The organism is Pseudomonas asuensis (assembly GCF_014646755.1).
Lineage (GTDB): Bacteria > Pseudomonadota > Gammaproteobacteria > Pseudomonadales > Pseudomonadaceae > Chryseomonas > Chryseomonas asuensis.
This window is the reverse complement of record NZ_BMNW01000004.1, coordinates 21836-34066: the sequence shown is the minus strand read 5'-3', so window position 1 is coordinate 34066 and position 12231 is coordinate 21836. Positions and strand designations below refer to the sequence as shown.

Here is a 12231-nt window from a genome sequence, read left to right as displayed (position 1 = left end):
GAGAGAGAACATGCAGCGCTGCAATGTGGCAATCATTGGTGGCGGGCTGGTAGGTGCGAGCCTGGCCTTGTCGCTTCAGGGGCTGGCAAAGGCGCGTGGCTGGCGGATTGTAATGATCGAGCCCTTTGCGCCGGGTAACGCCTTTCAGCCCAGCTACGATGCCCGCTCCTCGGCGCTGTCCTATGGCTCTCGCCTGATTTACGAGCGGCTCGGCGTATGGAAGGCCTTGGCCGAGCGCGCGGAGGCAATCACGCATATCCATGTGTCTGATCGCGGGCGCTTTGGCGCGGCCCGCCTGGATGCCTCCGAGCAGCGTGTCGACGCATTAGGGTATGTCATAGAAAACGCTTGGCTAGGCCATTGCCTGTGGCATGCTCTGGACCGCGACATTATCGAATGGCGTTGCCCTGCCGAAGTTCGCCGTCTTGTGGCGGGACCGGACGGCTATACACTCACCCTGGATGACGACACCGAGCTGACGTGTGATCTGGCTGTTTTGGCCGATGGTGGTCGCTCGGCGCTGCGTGAGCAGTTAGGTATCCATGTTGAGCAGACGACCTATGATCAAACGGCGCTGATTGCCAACGTCACACCGGGCGATCCGCATCAGGGCTGGGCCTTTGAGCGCTTTACCGATACCGGCCCGTTAGCCCTGCTGCCGTTGCCCGAGAACCGATGCGCCCTGATCTGGACACGTCCGCAGGCGGATGCAGAACGGCTGGCTACTATTGATGAGCGCTCTTTTCTGGCGGAGTTACAGCAAGCCTTTGGTTACCGACTGGGTACATTCCGGCAGGTAGGCGCACGGCACAGTTATCCGCTGACCTTGATCAAGGCGCAGGAGCAGGTAAGACCGCACCTTGTGGTGCTGGGCAATGCCGCCCACAGCCTGCATCCGATTGCCGGACAGGGGTTCAACCTGTCGCTGCGCGATGTTTCGGCGCTGGCGCAAGCGCTGGAGAGCAGCGAGACCAAGCCCGGTGATTTTGCAACGTTGCAGCAATATCTACATGACCAGCGCCTTGACCAGCTGCTGACTATTGGTTTTTCTGATCAGGTAACGCGACTGTTTTCCAACGGTAACCCCTGGCTGGCGATGGGGCGTAATGCCGGATTGATCGGTTTGGAGCTGTGGCCTTCCGCAAAGGGGGCATTTGCCCGTCAGGCGATGGGGCTTGGTACGCGCCCGGCCCAGACGCTGTTTTGAGTGTTCCTGTCCTGTTATGCCTCTAACCGCTTCAAGGGAGCTTTGATCGTGGAAACCCAAGTAGACATCGCGATTGTCGGTGCCGGTATGGTGGGTAGTGCCCTGGCGCTGGCATTGGAGGGCAGCGGCCTGAAGGTGCTGCTCCTGGACCGTGGTCCGATGACAGTAAAGCCTTTCGAGCCGGCCCAGCCATTCGAGGCCCGCGTCAGTGCCTTGTCTGAGGCCAGTCGGCGTATTCTGCAGAACCTGGGGGCCTGGGACGGGATTTTATCGCGCCGTACCAGCCCTTACCGACGCATGCATGTCTGGGATGGCTCAGGTACCGGCGCTATTGATTTTACGGCCAGCAGCGTCCATGCCGACGTGCTGGGTCATATCATCGAAAACCGTGTTATCCAGGACGCGCTGATGGAGCGGTTACAGACCTCCAGCGTCCAGCTGATGCCGGACGCCCGGATGGAGCTGTTGCGCCATTCCGGTGATGACTGGCTGATCCAGCTGGCAGGGAGGCAGGCCGTTCGCACCTCGCTAGTCATTGCAGCCGATGGTGCACATTCGACAGTACGGCACTTGGCTGGTGTCGAAACGCGAGAGTGGGATTACCTGCACAATGCCATCGTGACCAGTGTTCGTTGTGCGCACCCACATCAAAAGACCGCGTGGCAGCGCTTTACGGATGATGGCCCGCTGGCCTTTTTGCCACTGGATCGCGAGGGGGATGTGCACTGGTGCTCTATCGTCTGGTCCTGCACGCCCAAGGAAAGCGAGCGGTTGATGGCCATGGATGACAACGCCTTTTGTGCTGCCCTGGGGCGTGCCTTTGAGAACCGCCTGGGTGCTATCGAGCAGGCTGATCCCCGTGTCTGTATTCCGCTGCGCCAGCGCCATGCCAAGCGTTATGTCGAGCCGGGTCTGGCATTGATTGGCGATGCGGCTCATGTCATTCACCCATTGGCCGGGCAGGGCGTCAATCTGGGTTTTCTGGACGCTGCGGTCTTGGCTGAGGTGTTGCTGCATGGGCACCGAAGGGGCGAGCACTTGGCCGATGTGCGGGTATTAAGTCGTTATGAACGCCGCCGTATGCCGCATAACCTTGCCATGATGGGCGCCATGGAAGGTTTCCAGCGTTTATTCCAGGAAGACAACCTGGCTGTACGCTGGCTGCGTAATACCGGATTCAAGCTGGTTAACGAGCACTTCGAGGCAAAGGCAATCTTTGTTCGTCAGGCCTTGGGTCAGACAGGAGACCTGCCAGAATTGGCACGCGCCTGATCAGGGCCGTGACACAACTCGACACATTTGTTGAGGCGGCTCGATAGGCGAGAGTCTTTATCATTTGCACCTATCTTTCAGATGAGGTGCTTTACATGCCGTTTCGCAAAGTGTTTTTGGCGTGCGCGTTATGGCTGACGGCTGGAGTGGCCCAGGCAGCTGATGAGGTAGTGGTCTACTCCTCGCGGATTGACGAGCTGATCAAGCCCGTTTTTGATGCCTATACCCAGCAGACCGGCGTGAACGTCAAGTTCATTACCGATAAGGAAGCGCCTCTGATGGCCAGAATCAAGGCTGAGGGTGCTAACACTCCAGCCGATCTCTTGATTACTGTCGACGCCGGTAACCTTTGGCAGGCGGAGCAGATGGGCATTCTGCAACCGATGCAGTCGGCGGTTATCAACCGGAATATCCCCCCTCAGTACCGCTCCTCGACGGGACGCTGGACAGGGCTCACGTTAAGGGCGCGCACTATTGCCTATGCGCCGGACCGTGTGTCCGTGGATGAACTGAGCACCTATGAAGCGCTGGCAGGCTCTGAATGGGAGGGTCGCCTATGCCTACGCACGGCTAAGAAGGTGTATAACCAGTCGCTGACGGCTACCTTGATCGAAGCCCACGGTGCGGCCAAAACTGAGGAGATCCTGACGGGCTGGGTACGCAATCTGTCCACCAGTGTCTTTCCAGACGATAACGCAGTGCTTCAGGCCATTGATGCCGGACAGTGCGATGTGGGTATCGTGAACACCTATTACTACGGGCGGATGCACAAACAGAACCCTGATTTGGGCGTGAAGCTGTTCTGGCCCAACCAAGACGACCGTGGCGTGCACGTGAATCTGTCAGGCGTTGGCCTGACGCAGCATGCGCCTCATCCAGAAGCGGCCAAGGCATTGGTCGAGTGGATGACCGGCCCTGACGCCCAGTCGCTGTTTGCAGGCATCAACCAGGAATATCCGGCCAATCCAAATGTCCCGGCTTCGGCTGAGGTTGCCAGTTGGGGCCAGTTCAAGGCTGATACGATCCCTGTCGAAGTTGCAGGACGCCGCCAGGCAGAGGCTATCAAAATGATGGACCGCGTAGGCTGGAACTGATGGTTGGCGCACCGCGATCACGCGGTGCGCCCTCTTTCCCAATCACTGCTCAACCGCCATACCGACTTGAGGCATGCGCCTACCACGCCGCCTCTGCCTGCTTTACAGGTGTACCGCGTGTCTCATTCTGCTGTTCGTCGCTGGTCTCTCATTGCGTTTATGGCAGCAGGTCTGGTGCTTATGCCGCTGTGCGTGCTGCTGCTCAGCTGGCAGCACATCGATACCGAGATCTGGTCACACCTCTGGAGCACACAACTACCTCGCCTGCTAGGCAATACCGTGACGCTGTTGGTCGGGGTGGGGATTGGCGTCACGCTGCTGGGGGTAAGTCTGGCTTGGCTTACGAGCCTTTGCGAGTTTCCAGGCCGCCGTTGGCTGGACTGGGCACTGATGCTGCCTTTTGCGATCCCGGCTTATGTATTGGCGTTCGTGTTTGTGGGACTGCTGGACTTCTCGGGACCTGTGCAGAGCTTTCTGCGCGAGCTGTTTCATATGCGGCTGCGTTTTCCGCCGGTACGATCGACGGGTGGGGTCATTATTGTCTTAGTGCTGGTCTTTTACCCATACGTCTATCTACTGGCTCGTAGCGCCTTTCTCGCGCAGGGTAAAGGGCTCACCGAGGCCGCACGCACACTTGGGCTTTCACCTTGGCAGGCCTTCTGGCGGGTTGCCTTGCCAATGGCGTGGCCGGCCATTGGTGCCGGGCTGGCATTGGCCATCATGGAAACACTGGCCGATTTCGGCGCTGTCTCCGTGTTTAACTTCGATACGTTTACGACGGCAATCTATAAGACCTGGTATGGCTTTTTCAGCCTGTCCAGTGCAGCCCAGCTGGCTAGCCTGCTCTTGGTTGGGGTTGGCGTGGTGCTGCTCGGGGAGCGCAAGCTGCGTGGGGTAGCCCGGCCCGCCAATGAGCGTGCCCGCAGCGGTGCGCTGTACCGACTTACCGGGTGGAAAGCGGCCCTGGCTACCGGCTGGTGCAGCCTGGTCTTCGCCTGTGCCTTTATCATTCCGGTTGTGCAGCTGGTTGTCTGGTTCTGGCAGCGTGGCCGCTTTGATCTGGATGAGCGCTACGTCGGCTTGATTTTACATAGCCTCGGCCTGGGGCTGGTCGCAGCGCTACTGGTGGTTACGCTAGGGTTGCTCCTGGTGTTTGCGCGTCGGCAGGCCCCGCGGCGTACGGTCCGCTCCGCTATTGCGTTGGCTAATTTGGGCTATGCATTGCCGGGCTCGGTACTAGCAGTGGCTATCATGCTGGCCTTTAGTTTGCTGGACCGAGAGGTGGTTGTACCGGTATCCCAATGGTTGGGTGGTGCAGGCAAGCCCCTTCTGCTGGGGAGTCTGGGGGCGCTGCTCTTGGCGTATCTCATTCGCTTTCTAGCAGTTGCCTATGGACCGCTGGAGTCAGCCCTCGCACGCGTCCGCAAGTCGTTACCAGAAGCCTCCCGGAGCCTGGGGGTGGGCGGCTTGGGACTGTTTGTCCGGGTGTATGTGCCGCTGCTTGCGCCAGGGGCGCTCTCGGCTGCGTTGCTGGTGTTCGTAGACGTGCTCAAGGAGATGCCCGCTACGCTGCTGATGCGCCCGTTCGGCTGGGATACGCTGGCTGTGCGTGTCTTTGAAATGACCAGTGAAGGCGAGTGGGCACGTGCAGCGCTGCCAGCCCTGACGTTGGTGCTGGTGGGGTTGTTGCCGGTCATTGGCCTGATTCGTCGCTCGGCACGGCACTGATCGCCTCCACTGCGGTCTGTGTGTGCCATCAAGACAGATGGGAGAAATTCAAACGCCCGCTTGTCATCTCGAACGACTACAATGCCGGCCGCTGCAGCCAGCCGGACAACAAGGAGATCCCCATGGGACAGCGCACCCCGCTTTACGACTTGCATGTAGCCTTGGGCGCTAAGCTTGTGGATTTCGGTGGCTGGGATATGCCGCTGCACTATGGATCGCAAGTCGAAGAGCATCATCAGGTGCGGCGTGACTGTGGTGTATTTGATGTCTCCCATATGACTATTGTTGATATCGACGGCACGCAGGCCGAAGAGTATCTCTCTCGCCTGATGGTTGGCGATGTGACACGTCTTTCCGCGCCGGGCAAAGCGCTTTACTCGATTATGCTTAATGCCCAGGGCGGTGTGGTGGATGACCTGATCCTGTATCGCCTGGAGCAGGGTTACCGGCTGGTTACCAATGCTTCGACCCGCGAGAAGGTGCTTGTATGGCTGGACGTACAGGCCGAGGGATATGCCGTTACCCTTACGCCCCGTCCGGAATTAGCTATTCTGGCGATCCAGGGGCCGGAGGCGTGCAAGAAAATTGCGGACGTCGTGTCGCCGGAACGTGCCGAGTTGATCCACTCGCTCAAACCTTTCCAGGGTATGCCAGAGGGTCAGTGGTTCATTGCCCGGACCGGTTATACCGGAGAGGACGGACTGGAAATCATTCTTCCAGCCGATGAAGTGGTCAGCTTCATGAATGAGCTGGTGGGGGCCGGAATCGGGCCGGTGGGGCTGGGCGCGCGCGATACGCTGCGCCTGGAGGCCGGCCTGAACCTGTATGGCAATGAAATGGATGAGCATGTTTCCCCTCTGGCGTCCAATCTGGATTGGACCATTGCGTGGGAACCCAAGGAGCGGGATTTCATTGGCCGCAAGGCTCTTGAGGAGGAACGTGATGCCGGGCCCCGCTCACGGCTGGTGGGTCTGGTGCTGGAGGAGCGCGGCGTGTTACGTGCGCATCAGGTAGTGCGCGTCGCCGGCTGTGGCGAAGGTGAGATCACCAGCGGCAGCTACGCACCAACGTTGGGCAAGTCCATTGCGTTGGCTCGGGTGCCGGTTGAGACCGGTGAGCGGGCAGAGGTCGAAATCCGGGGAAAATGGCTGCCGGTGCGGGTAGTCAAACCGTGCTTTGTACGCTTTGGTAAGACGCTTATTTGAGCAGGCAGACAAGATTTTGGGCTTTTTTCTCGTCAGGCGTGGCGGGCAGGTCATCTGACACGCTACGCTTGGGCTATTACGATTAGCCGATTGCCTTACAAGGAGCCGAACATGAGCACGATTCCCGCTGAACTTCGCTATGCGTCCAGCCACGAGTGGGCCCGCCTGGAAAGCGATGGCACCATCACGGTCGGTATTACCGATCATGCCCAGGAAGCCTTGGGCGATGTTGTGTTCATCGAATTGCCTGAAGTGGGTAAGACACTGGCGGCTGGCCAGGAGGCAGGCGTGGTGGAATCGGTAAAGGCAGCATCGGACATCTATGCACCGGTGTCCGGTGAAGTGATAGCAGTGAACGAAGCGCTGGCCGATACGCCTGAGCAGGTCAATACCGACGCGTATACGGCGTGGTTCTTCAAGCTCAAACCCAGCGACACGGCTGAGTTGGATAAGCTGATGGATGCCGATGCCTATCGTGCGGCGAACGACTGATCCGACTGAAATAAAAAGCCCCGCCGGGCGATCCCGGCGGGGCTTTTTTTTGGCAAAGATCTTTACTGTTGCGCAGTAAGAATCTTGGTTGCCAGATCAATATCGCTGGCGGAACTGCCTGGAGTGGCATTACGCATTTCACGCAGCGCTGCTTCCAGGTAAGGGCCACGGATTTCACCGTTGCTCGCGAGGAAAGCGCTAGCGTCGTCCTGGGTTGCGATAACCATCTTGTGGTCGTCACGGCTACTCAGATACGTGGAGCCGGTTGTTGCTCCCGAGGTTGCCGCATGACGCCAGAATTTGGCATCAGCCATGGCGGAGCCGGCAGCGAATGGCAGCAGTACGAGGGAAACCAGGGCAAGCTTTTTGAGGCGCATAGCTACATCTCCTTCTAAAGGTTCCCTTTAGATGATGTACAGATCAAACGAGTTCCTTTGAAGGCAAAGTGCCTTCAAAGGACGTGAGCCGCTTGGCTTTCGCTCTGATACCTGGTTTGAGCTTTAAGGTGTCTGGATCATCTCGTGGATCTTGCTGGCCAGTGCATCGATATCGAAGGGCTTGGTCAGCATGTCCATGTTCTTGCCCAGAAACTGACTTCGGACCTCGGCATTCTTGGCATAGCCGGTAATAAACAAGACTTTCAGATCGGGTCGATGCGTGCGTGCTACCTCAGCCAATTGACGGCCATTCATGCCGGGCAGCCCTACATCACTCACAAGAAGGTCGAGTCGCTGGTCGCTCTGAATAAGAGGAATCGCCTGCTCGGCGTCGCCAGCCTCAAAGGCGGTGTAGCCAAGCTCGGATAAGACTTCGAGCACGATCATGCGGACCGCGGCTTCGTCTTCGACGACAAGCACTGTCTGGCCTTCCTGGGCCCGAGGCATTCCATGAGGTGTTTCGGGCACAGGGCTTTCCACTACAGGATCGAGATGACGCGGCAGCAACAGATTGATGGCTGTACCGTGCCCGACTTGACTATCGATCCGTACGTTGCCGCCGGATTGCTTGATAAAGCCGTAGATCATCGCCAGACCAAGTCCGGTACCTTGTCCAGAGGGTTTGGTGGTGAAAAACGGCTCGAATGCTTTAGCCATGACTTCGGGTGTCATGCCTTGGCCGGTGTCTTTGACCTGGATACGAATGTAATCGCCAGGCTCCACTGTCTCGCGCCGTGCCGCCTCGCTATCGAGCGTAACGTTTAGCGTTTCGATAGTTAGGTCCCCGCCGTCCGGCATGGCATCACGCGCATTGATAACCAGGTTGAGCAGTGCATTCTCAAGCTGATGAGCATCGCTGAACGCCATCCACAGATCAGCACTCAGGTGTGTTCGGATCTTGATCTGCTCGCCTACGGTGCGGACAAACAGATCACGCAGCGAGTCGATCAGCTCGTTCAGGTCCACCGGTTTCGTATCCAGGGTCTGGCGGCGGGCAAACGCCAGCAACCGATGGGTCAGGGCGGAGGCTCGGTCGGCTGATGCAGTGGCAGCATTGATGTAACGGTCCAGATCATCCGTCCTGCCGCTGATGACACGCATGCGGATGAGGTCGAGCGCGCCAACGATTCCGGTCAGCATGTTGTTGAAGTCGTGTGCAATGCCGCCGGTAAGCTGGCCAATGGCTTCCATTTTCTGGGACTGGCGCAGGGCCTCCTCTGCACGCTCACGCTCATAGATCTCAGCAATCAGCCGAGCGTGGCTCTCACCCAGCTCCTGGGTACGTTCGGCGATCTTGGCTTCCAGAGCGTCAGTCGCGGTACGGGCCTCGGTAATATCTACATTGCAGCCGATATAGCCGAGGAAAACGCCCTTGTCATCGAAGCGGGGAACAGCTTCACAGCGTAGCCAGCGAATATCACCCCTCTTGTCGCGGACACGCATTTCGCTGCGATAGGGTTGCCGCATTTCGAATGCCTGTTGGTATTCGGCTAAAGCGCGCTCGGTATCCTCAGGAAGGATGATGCGTGTCCATCCATAACCTAGGGTCTCCTCATAGGAGAGACCATATTCCACTTCGTAACGGCTGTTGGTAAAAATGGTCTTGGCTTCGGCGTTAGCGGCCCAGATGAGTGCCGGAGCACTGTCCGCCATCAGCCGGAAACGCGCCTCACTCTGCCTTAGGGCCTGTTCGGAATGGGCGCGCTCGATAGCAGCCCAAACGCGGTCAGTAATATCACGCAGGAAACTGACTTCCTCATCGGTCCAGGTGCGGGCATGGTTATCACAGATAAACAGATACGCCGCAAAGCGGCCATGCTCCAGCAAGGGAACACAAACGAAGGCTCGAATATCATTGGACTCGTACAGGGACTGGTAGGCGCTTGTGCGCGGATCCTGTGTCACATCCTGGACAATGACGACTTCACCCCTCTGCAGCTCATCGAGGTAGGTACCGTTCTCGCTGAGGCGGAACGTACCCATCAGACTGCTCGTGCTATGACTCCAATCATGGGTGACGATAGCCGTTTCGCCGTCGGGTTCGACCTGGGCATAGCCAACCCGTGAAACGTTCAGAATACGTGCCAGGGTCTGGGAGACGATACCGCCAATATCGTCGGTATCGCTCGCCTCACGCAAGGCGTCGCCCAGCTCAATCAGCGCTGCCTGCCGCTCGGCAGCAGCGGTGCGCTCTTCAATCTGGCGGGTGAGTTCACGGTTGATGGCATTGAGCGCATCTGCATTCTGGCGCTTCTTGGTAATGTCTCGTGCAATACCAATGATGCGGCGAGTGCCGTCTGGTTCGGTCACGCGTCGGCCCCGTACGCTCAACCAGACCGGCTCGGTGCTATTACGGCCCCGTACGCGAAACTCCAATTGCGCCTCGCCTTCGCTATCCCCGGCGGTGGCCATCTTGAATACCGCCTGGACGTTTTCGCTGTCTTCCGGGTGCAGGATATTGATGAGCAGGTCGGTCACACTGCGGGACGTACTGGCCGGAATGCCTGTCATTTCGGTAATACGGTTGTCCCAAGTGATCACGTCTCGATCGATGTCATAATCCCAGACGCCCAGGGCTGCGACATCAATGGCGAGACTGATCCGCTGCTCGGCCAGGCGCAGGTCTTCTGCCGCGCTGGTGCGCTCCACGACCACGCGGATGCGCTCGGCCACTTCACGAACCAGGGCAATATCCTCGGTCGACCAGTTATGTGGCGTGCTGGCATGGACATAGAGGACGCCCTTGAGCTGACCTTTGTCATGCTGGGGAACCAGCATCATGGCGTGGATAGCCCACTGTTTGAGCTTTTCCCGCTGAGCCTGTGTGCGTGGATCGGTAGCCGTATCGCTCACAACGATGATTGCACCGTTAATGAGGTCAGCATTCAAGTCCGCACTAAAGTCATTAAGCGAAAAGCTGCCGATTTCTGGCGTAACACTGGCATCGCTCCAGTTGCTCTCTGCATTGAGCACCCCAAAGCGATCGAGTAGCGCATAGCCGATACGCTGCACACCCAGGACGTTGCCAAGGCTCTGACCCAAGGCGTTAGCGACGTCGGTGGGCGTGAGAGTGCCATGTAGACGGTCGCCCAATTCAAGCAGGAAGCGTTGACGATCATGGGTACGGAGCCGCTCGCTGATATCCATGAACGTGCAAATGGCGCCTTGCAGCTCACCGTCACGCCAGATTGGCTCGGAGCGGTACTCTACAGGAAGGCGGCTGCCATCTTGGCGGAAAAAACAATCCTGCTCTGCATGGTAGGGTTTACCCGTTGTTGCGGTAAGAAATATCGGGCATTCATTTTCAGGGAGTGGCGTCCCGTCCGCACGGCTGTGGTGGATGAGACCATGCACAGAGCGTCCGAGGACTTGGCTACGGTCGGTAAAGCCGAGCATGTGCAGGAAAGCTTCGTTGCACAGAGTGGTCCTCCCCTGTTGATCAATGGAGTAGAACCCTTCGCTAATCGAGTCGATCAACAGGCGTGTGAAGGCTTCGCTTTCCAGACGCGCGGCTTCGGCCCGCTTGCGGTCATCAATATCCAGCGCTACGCCGACCCAGCGCTCGATTTCACCGGCAGCATTGAAGGCCGGGGTAACACGTGCTTCGAACCAGCGGTATTGGCCGTCCACTGCGCGGAAGGGCGCTTCGATCTTGGCGGCTGTGCGACGAAGAATAGTGTCACGCCAAGTGCTTTTAACACGCTGGATGTGGTCTGGATGGACGGCACGCATCCAGCTGTCAGGGTTCATATCGTCTGGATCAAGCCCGGTATAGGTGTACCAATAGCGGTTGGTGTACTCCATGAATCCGTGCCGATCGCCAAACCAGACAATCTGCGGACTAACATCCACCAAGGCCCTGTAGCGGGCCTCGTTCTGCTCGGCGGTTCGCTGTTGTAGCCGTTCGGCCGTGACATCCTGAAGGCTCAGCAGAAAGCCGTTGGCTTCGTGACGCTCGGTTTGCAAGGCCTGAAGGCTATAGCTGGCATGCAGTATGTGCTTGTCTTTGCGCAGGTACAGACCTTCGCCTTGGTAGTGTCCTTCCTGTCTGGCAGTTGTAAGTAGCGTCTGGGGAAGCTGACGGGCCTGGTCTTCGGCTGTGAACAGCAGCTCCAGTGAGCGCCCGCGTAATTCACTTTCGTCCCAGCCCAGGGCAGACTCGGCGCCTGGGTTGCAGGCCAATATGTGCCCCCTGTCATCCAGCGTCAGTAGAGCCTGGGCCAGCTGATTATCCAGGAGCTGACGATTCATGGACTCGCTGCGCTCGTAGGCAGTTCGTACCAGGCGTAGATCCAGGAGTTGCATGACTTGCCGGCCAAGTGCTTCGAGAGACTTTGCCTGGGCTGCCGTCAGCGCACGGGGTTGCCAGTCCAGCACACACAAGGTTCCAAGAGGGATGCCGGCGGAGGACACCAGCGGGACGCCTGCATAGAAGCGCAGGCCGTCCGACGTCTTGACGAGTGGGTTACTGGCGAAGCGATCATCCCCGCGTAGATCAGGGATTACCGTTAGGCCAGGATGCTCAATGGTTTTGGCGCAAATGGAGAGATGCAGCGGCATTTCCCGAACACCAAAGCCTTTTTCGGCTAGAAACCATTCACGGTTTTCGGCGACCAGGTTGATGACGGCTATCGGGGCATGGCAGATCTGCGAGGCCAGCTGGACGATGTCGTCAAAGGCTGGCTCGGCGGGTGTGTCGAGAATGTCATAGCGGTACAGCTCCGCGAGTCGCTCGCGCTCGCTCCAACCTGTTGGCAGTACAAGGGTATTACTCAACACAGGCTCCGCATGATTCA

8 protein-coding genes are annotated in these 12231 nt (G+C 58.4%); 6 read left to right on the top strand and 2 right to left on the bottom strand.

The features are described from left to right. Window positions 1-10: 10 nt before the first annotated feature. From ubiH to gcvH, 6 genes are all read left to right on the top strand, one after another. On the top strand, window positions 11-1207 hold the full coding sequence (gene ubiH, locus IEX86_RS09610) for a 2-octaprenyl-6-methoxyphenyl hydroxylase (protein ID WP_188865918.1): 1197 nt from the start codon (window positions 11-13) through the stop codon (window positions 1205-1207). A gap of 48 nt (window positions 1208-1255) precedes the next feature. Continuing rightward, a complete protein-coding gene (locus IEX86_RS09605; RefSeq protein ID WP_188865917.1) occupies window positions 1256-2479 on the top strand; it encodes a 2-octaprenyl-3-methyl-6-methoxy-1,4-benzoquinol hydroxylase in 1224 nt (407 codons plus the stop codon). A gap of 95 nt (window positions 2480-2574) precedes the next feature. Beyond that, complete coding sequence (locus IEX86_RS09600; RefSeq protein ID WP_188865916.1) at window positions 2575-3573, top strand: extracellular solute-binding protein; 999 nt, start codon at window positions 2575-2577, stop codon at window positions 3571-3573. 117 nt (window positions 3574-3690) lie between these two features. Further along, window positions 3691-5301: an ABC transporter permease gene (locus tag IEX86_RS09595; RefSeq protein WP_188865915.1), complete on the top strand. Its 1611-nt coding sequence runs from the start codon at window positions 3691-3693 to the stop codon at window positions 5299-5301. 122 nt (window positions 5302-5423) lie between these two features. Further along, window positions 5424-6506, top strand: coding sequence for a glycine cleavage system aminomethyltransferase GcvT (gene gcvT / locus IEX86_RS09590; protein ID WP_188865914.1), 1083 nt, complete (start codon window positions 5424-5426; stop codon window positions 6504-6506). Window positions 6507-6617: 111 nt separating this feature from the next. Then, a complete protein-coding gene (gene gcvH, locus IEX86_RS09585; RefSeq protein ID WP_188865913.1) occupies window positions 6618-6998 on the top strand; it encodes a glycine cleavage system protein GcvH in 381 nt (126 codons plus the stop codon). A gap of 62 nt (window positions 6999-7060) precedes the next feature. Here gcvH and IEX86_RS09580 read toward each other — a convergent pair whose 3' ends face one another. Together IEX86_RS09580 and IEX86_RS09575 are read right to left on the bottom strand one after the other, a co-directional pair. Beyond that, on the bottom strand, window positions 7061-7375 hold the full coding sequence (locus IEX86_RS09580; RefSeq protein ID WP_188865912.1) for a DUF2388 domain-containing protein: 315 nt from the start codon (window positions 7373-7375) through the stop codon (window positions 7061-7063). Between the two features lie 123 nt (window positions 7376-7498). Continuing rightward, the gene (locus IEX86_RS09575; RefSeq protein ID WP_188865911.1) at window positions 7499-12211 is read right to left on the bottom strand and encodes a PAS domain S-box protein; all 4713 of its coding nucleotides are present in this window, start codon (window positions 12209-12211) and stop codon (window positions 7499-7501) included. Window positions 12212-12231: the final 20 nt, after the last annotated feature.

Bases quoted from the DNA above. Each gene is read 5' to 3' on its own strand.
- IEX86_RS09600 (WP_188865916.1), top strand. From the start codon at position 2,575: ATGCCGTTTCGCAAAGTGTTTTTGGCGTGCGCGTTATGGCTGACGGCT.
- ubiH (WP_188865918.1), top strand. From the start codon at position 11: ATGCAGCGCTGCAATGTGGCAATCATTGGTGGCGGGCTGGTAGGTGCG.
- IEX86_RS09580 (WP_188865912.1), bottom strand. From the start codon at position 7,375: ATGCGCCTCAAAAAGCTTGCCCTGGTTTCCCTCGTACTGCTGCCATTC.
- gcvH (WP_188865913.1), top strand. From the start codon at position 6,618: ATGAGCACGATTCCCGCTGAACTTCGCTATGCGTCCAGCCACGAGTGG.
- gcvT (WP_188865914.1), top strand. From the start codon at position 5,424: ATGGGACAGCGCACCCCGCTTTACGACTTGCATGTAGCCTTGGGCGCT.